This window comes from Streptomyces sp. NPDC087787 (assembly GCF_044743035.1).
In the GTDB taxonomy this organism is placed as follows: Bacteria; Actinomycetota; Actinomycetes; order Streptomycetales; family Streptomycetaceae; genus Streptomyces.
Window position 1 is genome coordinate 324,950 of sequence record NZ_JBIUVQ010000005.1, and the last position, 19,479, is coordinate 344,428.

Annotated in this window: 10 protein-coding genes, 2 tRNA genes, 1 other RNA gene and 1 pseudogene; 6 read left to right on the forward strand and 8 right to left on the reverse strand. The window is 69.6% G+C overall.

Translation table 11 applies throughout. From position 1 onward, the window contains the following. Positions 1-24: 24 nt before the first annotated feature. From ACIOWN_RS11215 to ACIOWN_RS11225, 3 genes are all read right to left on the reverse strand, one after another. Entirely contained in the window at positions 25-2,766 is a 2,742-nt protein-coding gene (locus ACIOWN_RS11215; RefSeq protein WP_401981666.1) for a class I SAM-dependent DNA methyltransferase, read from the reverse strand. Further along, positions 2,763-6,104, reverse strand: a complete 3,342-nt coding sequence (locus tag ACIOWN_RS11220) for a helicase-related protein (protein WP_401981668.1) — start codon at positions 6,102-6,104, stop codon at positions 2,763-2,765. The genes ACIOWN_RS11215 and ACIOWN_RS11220 overlap by 4 nt, the downstream gene beginning before the upstream one ends. A 358-nt stretch (positions 6,105-6,462) precedes the next feature. Further along, positions 6,463-6,547, reverse strand: a tRNA-Ser gene (locus tag ACIOWN_RS11225). Between the two features lie 73 nt (positions 6,548-6,620). Here ACIOWN_RS11225 and ffs point away from each other — a divergent pair. The 6 genes and pseudogenes from ffs to ACIOWN_RS11255 all read left to right on the forward strand — a co-directional run bounded on the left by ffs (position 6,621) and on the right by ACIOWN_RS11255 (position 15,689). Beyond that, positions 6,621-6,715: signal recognition particle sRNA small type (ffs, locus tag ACIOWN_RS11230), an RNA gene on the forward strand. A gap of 48 nt (positions 6,716-6,763) precedes the next feature. Beyond that, positions 6,764-9,040, forward strand: a complete 2,277-nt coding sequence (locus tag ACIOWN_RS11235) for a DNA polymerase III subunit gamma and tau (protein ID WP_362356091.1) — start codon at positions 6,764-6,766, stop codon at positions 9,038-9,040. A 152-nt stretch (positions 9,041-9,192) separates the two neighbouring features. Continuing rightward, entirely contained in the window at positions 9,193-10,446 is a 1,254-nt protein-coding gene (gene purD, locus ACIOWN_RS11240; protein ID WP_401981671.1) for a phosphoribosylamine--glycine ligase, read from the forward strand. Positions 10,447-11,949: 1,503 nt separating this feature from the next. Further along, positions 11,950-12,258, forward strand: a pseudogene (locus ACIOWN_RS11245) (PT domain-containing protein); the annotation flags it as partial. Positions 12,259-13,200: 942 nt separating this feature from the next. Next, the gene (locus tag ACIOWN_RS11250; protein WP_362356095.1) at positions 13,201-14,721 is read left to right on the forward strand and encodes a N,N-dimethylformamidase beta subunit family domain-containing protein; all 1,521 of its coding nucleotides are present in this window, start codon (positions 13,201-13,203) and stop codon (positions 14,719-14,721) included. A gap of 68 nt (positions 14,722-14,789) precedes the next feature. Then, positions 14,790-15,689: a phosphoribosylaminoimidazolesuccinocarboxamide synthase gene (locus ACIOWN_RS11255; RefSeq protein WP_362356097.1), complete on the forward strand. Its 900-nt coding sequence runs from the start codon at positions 14,790-14,792 to the stop codon at positions 15,687-15,689. A gap of 44 nt (positions 15,690-15,733) precedes the next feature. On the opposite strand, the gene ACIOWN_RS11260 is transcribed toward ACIOWN_RS11255, so the two are convergent. The 5 genes from ACIOWN_RS11260 to ACIOWN_RS11280 all read right to left on the reverse strand — a co-directional run bounded on the left by ACIOWN_RS11260 (position 15,734) and on the right by ACIOWN_RS11280 (position 19,465). After that, positions 15,734-15,806, reverse strand: a tRNA-Gly gene (locus tag ACIOWN_RS11260). 23 nt (positions 15,807-15,829) lie between these two features. Beyond that, positions 15,830-16,453, reverse strand: coding sequence for a response regulator transcription factor (locus ACIOWN_RS11265; RefSeq protein WP_362356099.1), 624 nt, complete (start codon positions 16,451-16,453; stop codon positions 15,830-15,832). Next, positions 16,450-17,700: a histidine kinase gene (locus ACIOWN_RS11270; protein WP_362356101.1), complete on the reverse strand. Its 1,251-nt coding sequence runs from the start codon at positions 17,698-17,700 to the stop codon at positions 16,450-16,452. The genes ACIOWN_RS11265 and ACIOWN_RS11270 overlap by 4 nt, the downstream gene beginning before the upstream one ends. Positions 17,701-17,741: 41 nt before the next feature. After that, positions 17,742-18,518, reverse strand: a complete 777-nt coding sequence (locus ACIOWN_RS11275) for an ABC transporter permease (protein WP_362356103.1) — start codon at positions 18,516-18,518, stop codon at positions 17,742-17,744. Then, on the reverse strand, positions 18,515-19,465 hold the full coding sequence (locus tag ACIOWN_RS11280) for an ABC transporter ATP-binding protein (protein ID WP_362356105.1): 951 nt from the start codon (positions 19,463-19,465) through the stop codon (positions 18,515-18,517). The genes ACIOWN_RS11275 and ACIOWN_RS11280 overlap by 4 nt, the downstream gene beginning before the upstream one ends. Positions 19,466-19,479 lie beyond the last annotated feature (14 nt).

Genomic DNA, 19,479 nt, shown 5'->3' on the forward strand with positions numbered 1-19,479 from the left:
TGGAAAAGTTGATCCAGTTGCCCCTTACCTCTTTGTCTTGCGTTGGGTTGAGGTAATTTTCAAGTACCTTGAGAAAAGAGTGCGCTGTCGATCGGCTTCTGTGGCACTGTGAGAGTCGATTCCGAATGCTCGGTCGACTTCGTTATCGAGTGCGCGGTGCGCCTCAATTAGCGCCTCGGAAATTTTCGACGGATCGTATTGAGAAGCCAGTGAGGTTTTGGCCTGCGACTCGCGTTCGCGAAGAACCTGGGCTCCCGCCTGGATTATGGAATCCCGTATATCGTTGCTGACGTGGGGTAGGGGAAAGGTGTTCCATGTCAGCAGCTTGTTGAAGCGCAAGTCCGACTTAATTCGGCCGCCGACCGTACGCTGCCACGTCATGAACATCGATGATGAGATGATGGCGAATACGAATCCATCCTCGTCTTCGGCCAGGAAGTTGGCATCGCTGGTGATTACTTCCGGTGCGTATCTAGCTGCAAGGAAGAATGGTCTATTCTCCGAAACGTGCCTTGGGATGCAGAGATAAGCTGTGGATGGCTGCGAGATTTGGCGGAAAAGATGAGGAGTTGATGATGAAGCGCGCGTCGAAGCAGCCTTGCTGTCTAGCCTGAACTCCCGGACACCAGCCAATCGTTCTCTCAGTATCGGAGATTCATCAGCCTCTTGGGGAGTCATGTCTGGAAGCCACAGGCAGTACCTGTCAACGCCGTGTAGCAACTCACGGGCGCCGATATAGCGCCTCACGAAGCGCGCGGCGATCGGATCGGAGCGCACCGCTTCGAGATCCTCAGGAGATATGATTAGCCAGCCGCCGTCAGTCGGCTTGTTTCCGTAGACCACCTCGCCCATCTGAGGATTGATCGGCTTTGTGCTCTGTGTGACGAGCACGCTCGGCCCGTCGAACAGATAGGGCGAGATGTTGGTGACGTTGTGCTGTTCCACCGGCTGAGAGGCAAGCGTCGTGTAGTCAAATAGTCTTGGCCTGCCCTTCCCCTTGGTGAATCCGATGATCACGCAGTGGACGGCGGCTTGGCCCGTCGCCTCGGAAGTCCAGCGGAATGAGCGGTGGGCGAACTTAATTCGCCACCCTTCTTCCAGGATCGGTTCGAAAAGCGGGGCCACAGCCTCGCCTTGAGTGATGGAGTTCGTGGTGACGAAGGCCCATTTACCCTCGATTCCTCGAAAATAGGCGAGGCACTTTGCATGCCAGCCAGTGACATAGTCCAAGGTGCCGTGGTAGCGCGCGCCCCAGACCTCCTGCAGTTCCTGGGTTTGCGCGGTGGAACGCAGGGAAATCCCAAGAAATGGTGGATTGCCGGCTACCACGACCGACTCGCTCGGTGGGAGGATCGATGCCCAGTCGACTTGGAGGGCGCTCACTCCTGAGACGATAGTGGCCTGGCGCTGGATGGGAAGTCTGTCGGGTGCCCAGCCGAGGCGCTCAATGAGCTTAAGGTCGGCTTGGCGGTCGGTGAGGAACATCGCTGTTTCAGCGATCTTTGCTGGCCATTCATCGATCTCGATGCCGAAGAAGTTTTCAAGGTTGACCTTCAGGCCGACGTTGGCCAGCAAGAGGGGATCATCTCCAGTGATCTCCTGCAGTCGCTCCATGATCTGCAGCTCAAGTTCCCGCAGTTCACGGTAGGCGATGATGATGAAGTTGCCGCAACCGCAAGCAGGGTCGAGGAACCTGATGTCTCCCAGCCGGTTGCGGAGGCGTGTGAGTGCCAGCTTTTCGTTGGTCTTGGTCTTGGCGACTTCGAAATCGGCACGTAGATCATCGAGGAAGAGCGGGTTTAGCGTCTTGAGGATGTTCTCCTCGGAGGTGTAGTGCTCCCCAAGGTCACGCCGTGTCTTTGCGTCTCGAACGGACTGGAACATAGACCCGAAGATTGCGGGGCTGACGGTGGCCCAGTCCCGCTGGCATGCTTCGAGAACAGTCTCCCGAAACTCAGGGTGTAGTGGTGGCAGGCTTATCTTCTCGCTGAAGATCCCACCGTTGACGTACTTGAAGCCGCGAAGGTGATCCGGTGGGGCGCTCCTGACCTTATCGGGGGTGTCGAGCCAGGTGAACAGCTCGTTCAGGCGGTCAGCTAGGTCGGAGGCATCGGGCTGGGTGTGGGCGGCGATGAAGCGCTGGAAGAGACCTGCCTGCCACATGTCGGTGTCATCGCCGAACATGAGGAAGAGAATGCGGGCAAGGCTAACGGAGATATCGTGCTCCGGGGTCCCGCACGCTTCGAGTGACGTGTACATGCGGGCCATGAGCTTGGAAGCATGACGGGTCTCGTTCTGCGCTTCGACATCGAAGGCTTCCCGCACCTGCGCGATCAGCCCGGTTGCATCTGGCGGTCGGTTCCAGTCGATACGGATCGAGTCGAGCCGGTGGGCGAAGTTGGGGTTTTCCTGCCCCTTGACGTGTCGGTGTGACGAGAGCCGTGTGGTTGTGCCGCCGCCCGTGGACCTGCGCACGGGCCAGCGCCAGACCTGCTCGTTTCCGTCGTGGAAGATGATGAGCCGGTCGACCGACTGCTTAGCGATCAGCTGGTCGAGCTGGGCTTCCAGGGCTGTCCCTGGCCGCTGAGGGCACACCCAGACGGAGACGCCCTTGTAGCTGGAGACGTTCTCAGCCGCGATCGACTCGCCCTCGTCGCTCGTGAGAACAACGGGCTGCCTATGCGTGGGCGCGGACCAATGCAGGTCTTTGAGGAACAAGTCGCGGTAGCTGTGCGATTCGACGCGCTCGATCAGGCGGTCGTTCATGCAGGGGTCACTCCGATCGAGCAGACGATCTTGATGGGGTCAGATTCGCTGGTTCTGATGACCAGCCGGTCGTCCTCGTGGAGCTGGTTCAGCACGTCGATGAGGTCGTCGTAGCTGTACCGGTTCCGCAAGGCGATCCGAAGCCTGGCATTGGCGTGCTCGGTCAGGGGCCGCTCGTGCAAGGCATTGAGTGCCTCACGCGCCTGATCCGTGAACAGAGTGCCAGTGCTGCCGTGCAGCCGCTCCCACACCCGCTTACGGGTGCCCTTGAGGTTCCCCTCGGCCACCGCCTCCGTCGTCAGCGGGCCGTGTACCAGTTGCTCGACCCGTTCGAAGAAGTCGCCCAGTGATTCCCGTGTTGGGGTGTCGGGCTCGGCCTCGAACACCCTCAGGGCCTCGAGCGGAGTCACGAGCCTCTCCTTCATCACTCCGTCCGGGCCAGGGGCGGAGATCGCGAACGCTTCGATGCCGGACTGGGTGTTGATGAAGCAGGCGACCTGATTGCCGGTCTCTGCAACCCGCGGGGAGCGGGTACTGCCGATGTTGTCTTGCGAGGCGAGGACGCGCTGGACGATGTCGGGGTACCGCTCGGTGGCGTGAGACCACACCAGGTACGCCTCGCTGACGGCGTCGGCTTCGCCTTCGTCTTCGTCGGTGTCGGACAGCTTGCCGTTGTACAAATCCTCAAGGATCTCGACTTCGCGGTCGGACCCGAAGAACTGCTCGTCTGAGCCGAATGCCTGGGCGCTGTCGGCAAGCCGCTGCTTGATCCGTCGGCGCAAATTGATCTGCCGCTCCACCTTGTCGTGAGTGATCAGGTACACGTACACGTGGTCGGAAGCCTGGCCGATGCGGTCGACACGGCCTGCCCGCTGGATGATGCGGATGATCGCCCAAGGCAGGTCGTAGTTGACGACGATGTGCGCGTCTTGGAGGTTCTGCCCCTCGGAGAGAACATCGGTGGCGACCAGGACATCCAGCTCCTCGTCGGGAGACAGTGCAGCTGAAGGGTCATGCTCGTCGTCGGGCAATGCGTTAGAGCGAGGGGAAAAGCGTTTGGCGATCTCAGCGGGATCGGCGGTGCTGCCGCTGACGAGCCCGACCTTTCCGATGCCGGCATCCTGTAGCGCCTGGGCGACGTAAGTGGCGGTGTCTACGTACTCGCTGAACACTAGGACCTTCTCACCCGGGTGGTCGTGACGCAGCAGGTCTACAAGCCGGTTGACTTTGGAGTCGCGGGTGACGTCCCAGGTTCCGAACCGGGTGAGCAGAGCCTCGATGGTGTCGTTGTCCCGCCGGAGGTCGGCCCGCAGTGCTGGCGTGAACACCGTGGAGTTGATCCATTTGGTGTTCTTGGGCAGTGAGTGCTTCAGCTGTTCGTAGCGGCTGGCCATGTCGCCGTGCAGCAGAGGGCCGTCGGACTCGGCCTCGGAGTCGGCGTCGAGGTCGGTGAACTGCAGCTGGGTGTCGGTGAACGTGCCGATGGGTAGGGGGAGCCCCTCGTCGATCGCGTACAGGAACAGATCGTTGCGGGCCCGCTGGCGCGTAAGTGACACGATGAACGAGTGCCCTGACGAGGACAGTCGCTTGAAGAGGCCGGTACGGACGAAGCCGACGACATTGCCCCGGCCGGAGCGGATGTCGTCCAGGATCGCCTGATCCGTGTCGGTGTGCTTAGCCTTTGGGTTGTCGTACGAAGACAGTCGGTAGCGGGGCAGGAGCAACGAGGCCACTGCGTCGAGCGTCGCGTCGCTCTCCATCTCCCGGGCGACATCGTCCTCGGCAAAGTCGTGCACCAGCGGACGCGGTACGCGTGTCGGGAAGTGGAACCGCTGTCCGTTGGCGAATTCGAGGTACTCCCGCTCGACTGTGGTCCCGTCCGGTGCGATGACCGACTCCGTCTTCGCGGATCGCTTGACGAATGACCGGGTCCTGCGCACGAGGTGGTCGCTCATGAGACGCTTCCAGTCCTCGGCCTCAGCCGACCTGCGGAACGCGGTGAGCGTGGTCGTCTTGCCATCGACCTTGGCCCGCAGGCCGGGCTCCTTTCCCAGCGCGACCGTGGGCTCGATACCCAGGTCGTCGTCATCGTCGAGGTAGAGCCCTATCTGGTTGGCGACGTCTGTGAAAGCCAGGTTGAACGGTGTTGCAGTCAGTAGCAGTACCTTCGCGCCGTTGTCGCGGATGTACTGGTGGATGGCCTCGTAGTCGATGCGTGTGTTGTTGCGTAGGTTGTGTGACTCATCGCAGATGACGAGGTTGAACCGCTTCAGCTCAGGGAGCCGCTTGGCGGCCATCGAGTAGGGCACAACGCGGCCGTTGACGTCGTACTTCTCCAGATGCTTATTCCACATCGCTTCGAGGTTTTTCGGGCACAGGACGAGGGTGGAGTAGTCCTCGGCCCCCTGCAGCATGAGGGCGGTCGCGATGGCCGTGAGGGTCTTGCCCATGCCTACAACGTCGCCGAGCATCGTGCCGCCCCGCCGGACTATCCGGCGTGCGAGGGTACGCACCGCCGTCTCCTGGTAGTCGAGCAGCAGGTTCTTCATCGACGGTGGCAGGACGTAGCCCATGCCAGTACGGGCATCTTGGGACAACTCGTGGCAGACCTTGAGGTATACCTCGAATGGGGTTGGCTGGTCGCCAGCCCAAGATGCCGCGATCAGGTCCATGATCTCAGCGGTGATGGTGAGAGAGAAGGGGTCGTCCCACCGGTCGTTGAACCATGTTGCAAGCTTCTGGGTCGCGTCCTTGTCAGGGACCTCGATGTTCAGTTCGAGGTTGCTGTAGAGCCCTGCGCCGGTGAAGTTGGACGAACCGACATAGGCGAATCGAGGAGTGTGGTGGTCGCCGGGCTTGTGGAAGATGTACGTCTTCCCGTGTAGCGGTTTCTCGGTGAACACCTTCACCTGTACTAGGCCATCAGCCAGCTGCCTGCGCAGGGTGTCCAGGGTGGCGCGGCCATTCTTGGTTGCCAGCCCGCGCATCAGCTGATTGCGCAGGTGCTTGACCAGCTGCTCCTTGCGCGCGTGTGCTGTCTCCATGTCGTGGTACTGCTCGCCGTCGCCATGCGGGGACTGCACGTCCCGCTGCAACGACTCGAGGATGGTGTCCGAGTCGCTGGGGGCGACCATACCGACGAGGAGGCGCACCACCGGACCCCTGGCCTCGCCAACCCCCTCAGCCTCGCGCTTGGAGTCGACGAGGTCTTTGAACGAATCCCAGCCGCGCATGTCGAAGTACCCGGTCGCGACATCGACGGTGGCGCAGCCAGCCAGCGATTGCTTTAGCGCAGTCCCCAACTGTTGATCGTCGAGGTTGTCAAAGATCTCAGGCACAGAGCTTGCTCCTGGCACCGGTGGCTAGATTGGCGCCGCGCGGGAGGCGCGGAGCCTTGATGCTACGGCGGTGCATCGCCTTTCAGGGCGCTATCGGCAGACTTGCGACGCCACGGTGATCAGGCAGCGCGTGCTGATCCATCTCTGGTCGCGGGGTCTCTGCGGGCCGTATGGCCTTCGGTGAGGACTACCTCGGCGGCTTGACCACGGGCCCGGGGTGCCGGCCTCTGGCAAACGACCAGGCCGAGTTCTCCGGGACGGCTGCAGGGAGCAAGTGAGACCAGAACTGAGACCACCGAACGACGTAGGGTCCGACCGCATCGCGGTCGGACCCTACGTTTGCCCAGGTGGGCGGCTGCGGAGGATACGAGATTCGAACTCGTGAGGGGTTGCCCCCAACACGCTTTCCAAGCGTGCGCCCTAGGCCTCTAGGCGAATCCTCCGCCGGAAACATTACATGACTCGGGGGAGTGCTCGCGAACTCGTTGCCGGTGCCCGGGATCGGGTACTCTGTGCGGAGCCCCTCACGCGGCGCTATCTGACTGAACTCCCCCAGGGCCGGAAGGCAGCAAGGGTAGGTCGGCTCTGGCGGGTGCGTGGGGGGCGCTTGCGTCCACGGCCCGGACACGTTGTCGGTGGGCGCCTATAACCTCGTATGCGTGTCGTCTCTCGCGCTGTACCGCCGCTATCGCCCGGAGTCGTTCGCCGAGGTCATCGGGCAGGAGCATGTCACCGACCCGTTGCAGCAGGCGCTGCGGAACAACCGGGTCAATCACGCGTACCTGTTCAGCGGTCCGCGCGGGTGCGGCAAGACGACCAGCGCGCGGATCCTCGCCCGGTGCCTGAACTGCGAGAAGGGGCCGACGCCCACCCCCTGCGGGGAGTGCGACTCGTGCCGTGACCTGGCCAGGAACGGCCCGGGGTCCATCGACGTCATCGAGATCGACGCCGCTTCGCACGGTGGTGTGGACGACGCCCGTGACCTGCGCGAGAAGGCCTTCTTCGGGCCCGCCCGCAGCCGGTACAAGATCTACATCATCGACGAGGCCCACATGGTCACGTCGGCCGGTTTCAACGCGCTGCTCAAGGTGGTCGAGGAGCCGCCGGAGCACCTGAAGTTCATCTTCGCCACGACCGAGCCCGAGAAGGTCATCGGGACCATCCGGTCGCGCACCCACCACTACCCCTTCCGTCTCGTGCCGCCGGGCACCCTGCGGGACTACCTCGGCCAGGTCTGCCAGAAGGAGGAGATCCCCGTCGAGGACGGGGTGCTGCCCCTCGTCGTGCGGGCCGGCGCCGGATCCGTGCGTGACTCCATGTCCGTCATGGACCAGCTGCTCGCCGGTGCGCGGGAGGAAGGTGTGACGTATGCCATGGCTACCTCGCTCCTCGGCTACACCGACGGCTCCCTGCTCGACTCCGTCGTCGAGGCCTTCGCCTCCGGGGACGGCTCCGGCGCCTTCGAGGTCGTCGACCATGTGATCGAGGGCGGCAACGACCCCCGGCGGTTCGTGGCGGACCTGCTGGAGCGGCTGCGGGACCTGGTGATCCTCGCCGCCGTTCCGGACGCCGCCGAGAAGGGGCTCATCGACGCCCCCGCCGATGTCGTCGAGCGGATGCAGGCCCAGGCCCGGTCCTTCGGCGCCGCCGAGCTGAGCCGCGCCGCCGACCTCGTCAACGAGGGCCTGACCGAGATGCGCGGCGCCACCTCGCCCCGCCTCCAGCTCGAACTGATCTGCGCCCGCGTCCTGCTGCCCGCCGCCTACGGCGACGAGCGGTCGGTGATGGCCCGCCTCGACCGCATCGAGCGCGGCGTCAGCTTCTCCGCGGGCGCGGGTGCGCCCGCGATGGGGTATGTGCCCGGACCCGAGGTGCACGGGGGAGCGCCGATCGCGGTGGGCGGTCCCGCGGGTGCGGCGCCTGCCGTACCTCCTGTTCCGCCGGGCGGCGGGGCCGCCGCGGCACGGGCGGCCGTACGGGGCTCGGGCACCCCTGACGCATCCGCGCCCTCCGCGGCCCCTGCGCCGGCCGCACCCCCCGCACCCCCTGCGCCGGCCGCGAGTGACCGTTCCCAGGAGACGGCTCCGCCCGCCGCGCCCGCCTCCCCACCGTCCGCCGCGGCACCCGCCGCACCCGCCTCGCCCGGTGCCTGGCCCACGGCGGCAGCCGCGGGCGGCGGCCGGCGGCCGGGCGGCTGGCCCACCGCGGCAGCACCGGGCGGCGGGCAGGCGCCGGGTGCGTCCAGCGCCCCGGGGCCCGCACCGCAGGCACCCGCGGCGAGGCCTGCCGCCGCCCCGGTCTCCTCCGCCCCACCGGCCCCGGCAGCCGGCGGGCTCGACCCCCGGGTCCTCTGGCCGAACGTCCTCGAAGCGGTGAAGAACCGCCGTCGCTTCACCTGGATCCTGCTCAGCCAGAACGCCCATGTCTCCGGCTTCGACGGCACCACCCTCCAGATCGGCTTCGTCAACGCCGGCGCCCGCGACAACTTCGCGAGCAGCGGCAGCGAGGACGTACTGCGCCAGGCGCTGGCCGAGCAGTTCAACGTCCAGTGGAAGATCGAGGCGGTCGTCGACCCGACGGGAGGCGGCGGCTCAGGTCCCCAGCCCCCGGGCGGCGGCTACGGTCCGGCTCCCGGTGGCGGCGGCTACGGGGGTGGGGGCGGCGCGGCAGCGCAGCGTACGCCTGCTACCCAGCCCGCGGCTCCGGCGGCGCCCGCCCCCGCCGCGGCCCCGAACCGGCCGCCGTCCGCCGCGGCACCCGCGCCCGCCCCCTCCCCGGCACCACCGTTCTCCGCCCCGGAGCCGCCTCCCGTCGCCCCCGAGGACGACATTCCCGAGGACGACGACCCGGATCTCGACGAGTCGGCCCTGTCCGGTCACGAACTGATCGTGCGGGAACTGGGCGCCACGGTGGTCGAGGAGTATTCGACGGAGTAGGGGAGGCAGGCCCATGACCGGCCCGCCCGCTCGAGCGGTCCGGCCCGGCCTGCTCGCGCCCTCCCTGCTCGGAGAAACCTACGAACGCCCTCCCGCCCTCTCCTCGGCGGCCCGCACAAAGGGCCCCGGGCCGCTGCCGTTAGGCTGACCTCGTGAAGGTCCTCGTCATCGGCAGCGGCGCCCGCGAGCACGCCCTGTGCCGTTCCCTGTCCCTCGACCCCGCCGTCACCGCGCTGCACTGCGCGCCCGGCAACGCCGGCATCGCCGAGGTCGCCGAGCTGCACCAGGTCGACGCCCTCGACGGCGCGGCGGTGTCCGCGCTGGCCGCCGAGCTGGGTGCCGACCTCGTGGTCGTCGGCCCCGAGGCCCCGCTGGTCGCCGGGGTCGCCGACGCCCTGCGTGAGGCGGGCGTCCCGGTGTTCGGCCCCTCCGGGAAGGCCGCGCGGCTTGAGGGCTCCAAGGCCTTCGCCAAGGACGTGATGGCCGCGGCAGGCGTGCCCACGGCCCGTTCGTACGTCTGCACGACGGCCGAGGAGGTCGACGCGGCCCTCAACGCCTTCGGTGCCCCCTATGTCGTCAAGGACGACGGGCTCGCCGCCGGCAAGGGCGTCGTCGTCACCGACGACATCGAGGCCGCCAGGGCGCACTCGGCGGCCTGTGGCCGCGTGGTGGTCGAGGAGTACCTCGACGGACCCGAGGTCTCCCTCTTCGCCGTCACCGACGGCGAGACGGTCGTCCCGCTCCAGCCCGCCCAGGACTTCAAGCGGGCGCTCGACGACGACAAGGGCCCCAACACCGGTGGCATGGGCGCGTACTCGCCGCTGCCCTGGGCCGACCCCAAGCTCGTGGACGACGTCCTGCACACCGTGCTTCAGCCCACCGTCGACGAGATGCGCCGCCGCGGCACGCCGTTCTCCGGGCTGCTCTACGCGGGCCTCGCCATCACCGGCCGAGGCATCCGCGTGATCGAGTTCAACGCCCGTTTCGGCGACCCCGAGACCCAGGTGGTCCTCGCCCGCCTCCAGACCCCGCTCGCGGGAGTCCTCATGGCCGCCGCCACCGGCGGCCTCGCCCACCTGGAGCCCCTGCGCTGGAGCGACGACGCGGCCGTCACGGTGGTCGTCGCCTCCCACAACTACCCCGGCACCCCGCGCACCGGTGACCCGATCACCGGCCTCGACGAGGTGGCCGCGCAGGACGCCCCGCACGCGTACGTGCTGCACGCAGGCACCCGGCGCGAGGACGGCACCGTGCTGAGCGCGGGTGGCCGCGTGCTGTCCGTCACGGCGACCGGCAAGGACCTGACCGAGGCCCGCGACCGCGCGTACACCGCCGTCGCCCGGGTCCGCCTCGACGGGTCCCAGCACCGCTCGGACATCGCGGCGAGGGCCGCGGCGGACGCCTGACGCGGCACCCGCCCCTTCCTCCGCACCGGCCCTGTTCCTGAACGACAGGTCTTGAACAGCACGTCTTGAACAGCACGTCTCCCCAACAGCAGGCCCCGGCTCCCCGAGTCGGGGCCTGATCATTGCGCTCTGTCGTCCGGCTCTGACCAAAGCCATTCCATCGAGTGACCAATACTCCATCCGGCTGACGCGGGCCGGGGGCCCAACTAGTGTGCGCGCAGGCATTCCGGCACTTGGCCCACCGGCATTGCGATGTCAGTCATGGGTGCCACAGTGGGGGAATGAGCAACGCCAGGACAGTCGGGAGGGGGTGACGGGCGGTCGTGACCGGTATGGGTGTGGAGGTCGGTGTCCAGGCCGCGCGCTCCAGGGCCCTGGCCGTGCTGCGCGTGCGCAGCCGGGCACTCGCCGTCGCCCTGCTGCCCGCAGCCCTCGCCGTGATCCTGCTCGCCGGCGGCTCGACCGGGCACCTCGTGGGCCGGGGCTGGGACCTCGCCCGCTGGGTGGTCGGCGCCGTCGCGGTCGTCGTCCTGCTCCTGGCCGCGGGCATCGGGCTGGTCGTGGCCCGGGCCCGCCCCGCGATGACCCCGACCGTCCCGATAGCCGAGAAGTCGGCCCCGGACCTGTACCGCCTGGTGCGCGAGCTGGCCGACCGCCTCGGCGTCCCCGCCCCGTCGGCCATAGAGCTCACCCCGGACTGCGACAGCTGGCTGGAGGACCGTACGCACCCGGCCCACGGCCCACCCGCCGGGCAGGATCACCCGCACGGCGAGCCGGACGTGCTGCGCGGCCTGTCCCCGGCTCGCCCGGGCCGTACGGGGCAGACGCCCGTCCTCGTCATCGGCTCCCCGTTCCTGTGGTGGATGCGCGTCGGCGAGCTGCGGGCCGTGCTCGCCCCGGTCGTCGCCGGTACGGGACCCTCGGCGCACCCGGACATAGCCGCGGCCCGGCGTTTCGTCCGTGGTCTGGACGCGGCGGTGGCCGTCGCCTCGGCACCCGGCCGCCCTCCTCTGGTCCGCTCGGTGTACGCCGGACTCGGCCGGGTGGCCCGGCTGCTGCTGCGCGGCTGCCGGGAGCACGCGGCCCTGATGGAGCGCGGTGTGGCGGCCGCGGCGGCGGAACGCGCACAGGCTGTGGACTACGGGCTGAGGATCGCCGCCCAGGAGCAGGTGGGCCTGGCGTACGCGGGCTGGGACCGGCTGCTCACCAGGGTCGCGCTCCCCGCCTGGCGCATGGGCCGCTGGCCCTCCCGTCTCGACGCCGGTGTCGTCGCGGCCCTCACCGAACTGTCCCGCCGCGACCGCCTGGCCGAGGGTTTCACCTCCCGGCTCGGTGAGCGCCCGGCCTGCGACCTGCTGGAGGAGCCCGGCGCCGTCGACGAGGCCGCCTCGCTGCTGGCCGCGCGCCTCTTCCACGGCGGCCCGGCCGAGCGCGGCCGGGACTGGTGCCCGGTGGACTGGCAGGAGTACCCGGACGAGGTCGTCGACCGCAAATGGCGTACCGATGCGGCTCGCCTCCACCGTGTCCTGGACCGCCTGGGAGTCCGCCGCTCCCCCGGTTCGGCCGCCGATCCGCACGGACCGACCCTGGCCCGGGTCCTGGAGCACCTGTCCGCTCCGTCCCCTGCCGCCCCCGCCGCCCCTTCCACCACCTCCGGCAAGATCCGCGAGCGGACGGTCCTCCCGGCCCACGAACCGGCCCACGAACCGGCCCACGAACCGGCCCACGAACCGGCCCACGAACCGGCCCACGAACCGGCCCACGAACCGGCCGACGAACCGGCCGACGAACCGGCCGACGAACCGGCCGACGAACCGGCCGACGAACCGGCCGACGAACCGGCCGACGAACCGGCCGACGACCCCCGACCGGCCCACGACGACGAGACACACATCGCGCACCATCCGTCCGACGAGCCCGGCGGACACGGCGAGCACGACGGACACCGCGAGCGCCCCAAGCACCAAGAGCCCGCAGAACACGACGAACGCCCAGAGCGCCCGGAACGCCCAGGACACGGGAAAGACCTGGATCACGGGGAACACCCCGGCGGACACAGGCACCCCGGCGAGCCCCCCGCCCCCGAAGACCCCCTCACCCCGGACGAGGCCCCCGGCCTCGGCAGCGAGCGAGGTGCCGCACTCGCGGCCGGCATCAGCGCCGAGCTGGCCCGCGAGGAGGCGTCGGAGCCCCCGGCGGGCACGGCGCCGACGGGAGCCGGGCAGATCGCCGGTACGCCGCCGCGGAACGAGGACTCGCTGCCCCTCTTCCCGCTCGAACCGCACCGCACCGGCCGCGAACTCCTCGCCGACCACGTCACCGCGATGGTCTGCTGCGCCGCGATGGACACCGCCGACGCCTCCCCGGGCCTCGACTGGCTCGACGGCCCCGCTCTCCTCATCAACGGGGAGAGGGCCGCCGATCTCAGCCCCAAGGTCCTCGCCCTGGTCGAGGACGGCGACCCGGTCCCGTTGCGGAACTGGCTGGTCGACTCGGGCATACGTCCGGAAAAGCCCGTACGGCTGGTCTGACCTGGACCGAAGCCGACCCGGCGGTCGCGCTACCGGATCCCCCGCTTCCACTTTCGGCCAATTCGCAACGAATAGTGACAGCATGCGCGCGTTATGTGATGTGCTGGGACCGATAACGCACGTGGCAAGTCCGTGCGACATACGACAGCCACGGCCGGAACAAGACCGACAGATCCGCACCGCCGCAGGACAGACCACGGGGGCACGAGGGAGGGGATCGGGCATGGGATCGGAGCAGATTCGCCGCTGGGAGTCGGGGGCTCTCGCGCACGCCGTGACGGATCCCTTCGGCCTGGGCCCCGTTCCCTGGCTGCGCGGCAGCGAGACGTACTTCGACGACACCGGCCACGTCGTCCCCTGGTACGTGGACCCGCTCCCGCAGACGCCCCCGCAGACGCCGCCCCCGCGGACCAGGTCCGGCGGCCCCCGCGTGCCCGCTCCCCGCGCCTCCGGCGGCGGTCCCCGTTCGGCCGACGACGTCCACCGGCAGATCAAGGGCTTCGTCTCCACCGGTGCCGTCGCTCCCGGCGAGGCGATCGACTTCCACGTCACCGTCGACCCGCCCCAGCAGTTCGGCGTGGACATCTACCGCATCGGGCACTACGGCGGCGACGGCGCCGCCAAGATCACCACCAGTCCGCGGCTGTCCGGCATCGTCCAGCCCCCGCCGCTGACCGCCGACCGCACCGTCTCCTGCCACCACTGGTGGCTGTCGTGGCGGTTGCAGGTGCCGTCCCACTGGAGCGTCGGCGCCTACGTGGCCGTGCTCACCACCGACGACGGCTACCGCTCCCACATCCCGTTCACCGTCCGCGACAACCGCCCCGCGGACCTGCTGCTGCTCCTGCCCGACATCACCTGGCAGGCCTACAACCTCTACCCGGAGGACGGCCACACGGGCGCCAGCCTCTACCACGCCTGGGACGAGCACGGCCGGCTGCTCGGTGAGGCCGACGCCGCGACCACGGTCTCCTTCGACCGCCCCTACGCCGGGGCGGGCCTGCCCCTGCACGTGGGCCACGCCTACGACGTCATCCGCTGGGCCGAGCGCTACGGCTACGACCTCGCCTACGCCGACGCCCGCGACCTGCACGCCGGCCGCGTCGACCCCACCCGCTACCGCGGCCTGGTCTTCCCCGGCCACGACGAGTACTGGTCGGTGAGCATGCGCCGCACCGTCGAACTCGCCCGCGAGAACGGCACGTCCCTGGTCTTCCTCTCGGCCAACACCATGTACTGGCAGGTCGAACTGGGCGCCTCCCCGTCCGGCGTCCCCGACCGGCTGCTGACCTGCCGCAAGCGCAAGGGCCCCGGCCGGTCGGTGCTGTGGCGGGAGATCGACCGGCCCGAGCAGCAACTGGTCGGCATCCAGTACGCCGGCCGCGTCCCCGAGCCGCACCCGCTGGTCGTCCGCAACGCCGACCACTGGCTGTGGGAGGCGACCGGGGCCGGGGAGGGCGAGGAGATCGCGGGCCTGGTCGCGGGCGAGGCCGACCGCTACTTCCCGCGCACCCCGCTGCCCGAGTACCAGGACCGCATCCTGCTCTCGCACTCCCCGTACACGGACGGCGAGGGCGTGACGCGCCACCAGGAGACGTCCCTGTACCGGGCGCCCTCCGGCGCCCTGGTCTTCGCCGCGGGGACCTTCGCCTGGTCCCCGGCCCTGGACCGCCCCGGCCACGTCGACGCCCGGATCCAGCGCGCCACCGCCAACCTCCTGGACCGCATCTGCAAGCGCGACTGACCCGCTGCCGGGGATCGATGTCCGATACGGGAGAATCGGTCCATTGGACAGAACCACGGGGAGGAACCGTGTCCGGATTCGTCGAAAAGCCCGAGCCGATCCAGGTTCCGGGCCTGGTGCATCTGCACACCGGCAAGGTGCGCGACCTGTACCAGAACGAGGCGGGCGACCTCGTCATGGTCGCCAGCGACCGCATGTCCGCCTACGACTGGGTGCTGCCGACCGAGATCCCCGACAAGGGCCGCATCCTCACGCAGCTGTCCCTGTGGTGGTTCGACCGGCTCACCGACCTGGCCCCGAACCACGTCCTGTCCACCGAGGTGCCCGAGGGCGCTCCCGCCGACTGGGCGGGCCGCACCCTGATCTGCAAGTCCCTGCGGATGGTCCCCGTGGAGTGCGTGGCCCGCGGCTACCTCACCGGTTCGGGCCTGGCCGAGTACGAGCAGACCCGCACGGTCTGCGGCCTCGCCCTGCCCGAGGGCCTGACCGACGGCTCCGAGCTGCCCGCCCCGATCTTCACCCCGGCCACCAAGGCGGAGGTCGGCGAGCACGACGAGAACGTCTCCTACGAGGAGGTGGCCCGCCAGGTCGGCGCGGAGACGGCCGCCCAGCTGCGCCAGGCCACGCTCGCCGTCTACGGCCGGGCCCGGGACATCGCCCGCGACCGCGGGATCATCCTCGCCGACACCAAGTTCGAGTTCGGCTTCGACGGGGAGGCGCTCGTCCTCGCCGACGAGGTGCTCACCCCGGACTCCTCCCGCTTCTGGCCGGCCGACCAGTGGCAGCCGGGCCGCGCGCAGCCGTCGTACGACAAGCAGTACGTCCGCGACTGGCTGACGTCGGCCGAGTCCGGCTGGGACCGCGGGAGCGAGCAGCCCCCGCCGCCGCTGCCGCAGCCGGTCGTGGAGGCGACGCGGGCGAAGTACGTGGAGGCGTACGAGCGGCTGACGGGGACGAGCTGGTCGTAGGGAACGAAAAGACCCCGGTCCGATGGACCGGGGTCTTTTTCCCGAGCGGACGACGAGGCTCGAACTCGCGACCTCAACCTTGGCAAGGTTGCGCTCTACCAACTGAGCTACGTCCGCACTGCGCCGTGGCGCGAGGCCAACTATACCCAACCTCGCTCCCGTGCGAGCCGTACTGCCGCATGTCGGTTCTCCGCGCCGAGTTTGGTCACGGCCGACGACAGGTAGTTCCGTACGGTCCCCGGGGACAGCGCGGCCCGCTCGGCGATCTCCGCGACCGGTGCCCCGTCGGCGGCGAACTCCAGCACCTCGGCCTCCCGCGCGGTCAGCGGGGAGTCCCCGGCGGAGATCGCGTCGGCGGCCAACTCCGGGTCGACGTAGCGGTTTCCGGTGTGCACGGTGCGGATGATCTCGGCGAGCCGCTGGGCGCTGACGGTCTTCGGGACGAACCCGCGCACACCCGCGGCAAGCGCCCGCTTCAGATGTCCGGGCCGTCCGTGGCTGGTCACGATCAGCACCCGGCAGTCCGGCATTTCGGCCCGCAGGGATGTGGCGACCTTCACACCGTCCGCGCCCGGCATCTGCAGATCGAGCACGGCCACGTCCGGCGCGTGCGCCCGGGCCATGGCCAGCGCCTCCGGTCCGCTCGCCGCCTCCGCGACGACCAGCAGGTCGTCCTCCAGCGACAGCAGGGCGGCGAGCGCGCCGCGGATCAGGTGTTCGTCGTCTGCCAGCAGCAGCCGGACGGGCACGGTGGACGTCGTCATCGGGTGGCCTCGCTCAACGGACGGTCGGTCGGGGGACCGGCGGCGGGCGGCGGCAGCGGCACCTTCGCGGTCAGCCGGAACCGGCCGCGTCCCGCGGGCCCCGCCCGCAGGGTGCCGTCGAGCTCCGACAGCCGTTCACGAAGACCGGCGAGCCCGGAGCCCGGACGGTCACCGGCGGGGGACTCGGGCACCCCGTCGTTCTCGACGGTCAGCTCGGCCCGGCCGTCGGCCACGCGCAGGGACACCGTGCACCGCCGGGCGTCTCCGTGCCGGAGCACGTTCGTGGCGGCCTCCCGGACGACCCAGCCGAGCGCGGACTGCACCGGCGTGGGCAGACCGGCCGGTGAGCCGGTGACCGCGCAGTCGATGCCGGCCGCCGCCAGGACGCCCTGGGCGCCCGCGAGTTCCGCGGCGAGGTCGGCCTCCCGGTAGCCGCGGACCACGGCACGGACCTCGCGCTGCGACTCCTGGGCCAGCCGCTGCACCTCGATCATCTGCTCCACCGCCTCGAGCCGGCCGCGCCGGCCCAGTTGCACGGCCAGCTCCGCCTTCAGCGCGATCACCGCGAGGTTGCGCCCCATCACGTCGTGCAGATCCCGCCCGAACCGCAGGCGCTCCTCGGCGACGGCGAGCCGGGCCCGGGTCTCCCGCGCCTCGTCGAGCGCGTAGACGGCGTTCAGCAGCCAGACGGAGAAGACGGAGGTGAAGGCCAGGAACGCGCCTCCGACCAGCACCATGACCGCGTCGGCCAGAGCGGCCGGGCCCGGCATCCCCAGGGGGAAGGCGACGATTCCGGAACCGGCCGCGAAGCCCGTCACCACCGCGGCGACCCGGCGCCGGGTGCGCACCCCGAGGGCGATGGTGCCGGCGCCGAAGACCAGCACGCACGCGAAGGCCAGCCCCGCCGCGGTGTCCACGTTCTCGCCCCGGCCGTGCGCGTGCACGCCGAGCGCGAGGACCGCCAGCACCGCGGTGACCGCGCCGAGCGCCCACAGCAGCCGCAGGGGCTGCTCACGCCGGCCGCGGGTCCAGTCGAGCGCACGGGACGCGGTCACCGCGCAGAGCGCGGCGTGCCCGGTGACCGCCGCCGCCAGCCAGGCCGCCGGGTGGGGGCCCACCTGGAGCAGGACCATCAGCCCGCCCGTGACCGCCTCGATCAGCGCGAAGATGTGGAACGACCACCGTGTGTACGCCTCGACCTTGGCGGTCGTGCTCTTGCCGCGCCACCAGCCGACGGGCCCGCGCATGGCTTCTCCGCCACCTCTTCCCGTTCTCTCCGCGCCGTCTCTCAGCGCCTCGGCTCCCAGCGGAACCGGCGCCGTACAGCAAACACCGCGAGCGCGATCCAGGCCAGCGCGATACCCACGGCCCGCAGGGCGTCGTAGCCGCTCAGGTCTCCGGTCCAGCCGCCGCGGACCAGCATGGTCACCGGGGTCAGCGGCAGCAGCTCGCACCACCGGGCGAGCCGCTCGGGAAGCAGTTCCAGGGGCACGGTCAGCCCGGAGCCGATCATCGAGACCAGCAGCAGCGGGAGCGAGGTGACCTGGGAGCTCTCGGTGGTCCGGGTGAAGCCCGCGGTGACGGCCGCCAGCAGCACGCCGAGCAGGAGGCCCAACAGCAGCCCGACGACTGCCAGATGGGGCGAGCGCGGGGCGGGGACGTGAAGCAGCGCGGTGCAGGCGCCGGTCAGCAGCAGGCACTGGACGAGGCCGGTGGCGACGGCCGGCAGCGCGGCCCCGGCGAGGATCTCGGTGTCCCGCAGCTCGCCCGTGCGCAGCCGCTTGAGGACCAGTTCTTCACGCCGGGCGACGAACACGCCGACCAGGGTGGAGTACACGGCGAACAGCAGGGAGAAGCCGATCGCGGTCGGCAGGATGACCAGCCCGACGGTCAGCCCGGCGTCCTCCAGGTTCATCTGCGCGGTCGCCGACCGGATGATGAAGGGCAGCACCAGCGGCAGGAGCACGCCCGCCACCAGAGCACTCCGGTTGCGGGCCAGCAGAAGCAGCTCGACGCGCGCGAGCGCGGCCATCCGGCCGGCGGGGGTGGTGACGGCGGTGCTCATGCGGCGTACTCCTTCGTCCGCGGCGCGGCGGCGTCCCGCGCGATGCCGAGGAACGCCTCCTCCAGCGAGGCCGACCGGACATCCAGCCCGGTCAGTTCGATCCCGGCCCGGTGTGCCCACAGCAGAAGTTCCGTGGCGGTCCGCTGGAGTTCGCGGGTGCGCAGCCGTACGGTGCGGCCGTCCACCTCGTGGTCGCACACGCCCAGTCCGGCGAGCGGGGGCAGGTCGCCGGGGAAGTACCCCGCGGGCAGGTCGAAGGAGATCCGGGACGGCTGCGCGGCGGTCACCTCGGCCGGGGTACCGGCGGTCGCGATGCGTCCCTCGTGGAGGATCGCGATCCGGTCGGCGAGCCCTTCGGCCTCCTCCAGGTAGTGCGTGGTGAGCAGCACGGTGGTGCCGCGGTCGCGCAGCGCCCGCACCAACTCCCAGGTGTCCCGGCGCCCTTCGGCGTCCAGCCCGGTCGTCGGCTCGTCCAGGAACAGCACCTCCGGCCCGCCGAGCAGCGCGAGCGCCAGGTCCAGGCGGCGCCGTTCACCGCCGGAGAGCTGCTTGACCCGTACGTCCGTGCGCCGCCCGAGACCGACCTGTTCGAGCGCCTCACCGGGCGGGCGGGCCCCGCTGACGCAGCCCGCCCACATCCGCGCGGTCTCGGCGACGGTCAGCTCGGAGGGGAAGCCGCCCTCCTGGAGCATCACACCGGTGCGCGGCCGTACCAGCGCCCGCTCCGCGTACGGGTCGTGCCCGAGCACCCTCACGTGTCCCGAGGCCGGTGACGCCAGCCCCTCCAGGAGTTCGACCGTCGAGGTCTTTCCGGCGCCGTTGGTGCCCAGGAGCGCGAAGATCTCCCCCCGGTCCACGTGGAAGGAGATTCCGCGCACCGCCTCGAATCCGCCCGCGTACACCCGGTGGAGGCCGGTCACCTCAATCACATGCTCGTCCGCGTCCATGGATCCAGCGTCCC

What these genes read in the sequence shown, in the direction of transcription:
- ACIOWN_RS11280 (WP_362356105.1), bottom strand. Translation starts at nt 19,465, where the DNA reads ATGGACGCGGACGAGCATGTGATTGAGGTGACCGGCCTCCACCGGGTG.
- ACIOWN_RS11270 (WP_362356101.1), bottom strand. Translation starts at nt 17,700, where the DNA reads ATGCGCGGGCCCGTCGGCTGGTGGCGCGGCAAGAGCACGACCGCCAAG.
- ACIOWN_RS11215 (WP_401981666.1), bottom strand. Translation starts at nt 2,766, where the DNA reads ATGAACGACCGCCTGATCGAGCGCGTCGAATCGCACAGCTACCGCGAC.
- ACIOWN_RS11265 (WP_362356099.1), bottom strand. Translation starts at nt 16,453, where the DNA reads ATGACGACGTCCACCGTGCCCGTCCGGCTGCTGCTGGCAGACGACGAA.
- ACIOWN_RS11275 (WP_362356103.1), bottom strand. Translation starts at nt 18,518, where the DNA reads ATGAGCACCGCCGTCACCACCCCCGCCGGCCGGATGGCCGCGCTCGCG.
- ACIOWN_RS11250 (WP_362356095.1), top strand. Translation starts at nt 13,201, where the DNA reads ATGGGATCGGAGCAGATTCGCCGCTGGGAGTCGGGGGCTCTCGCGCAC.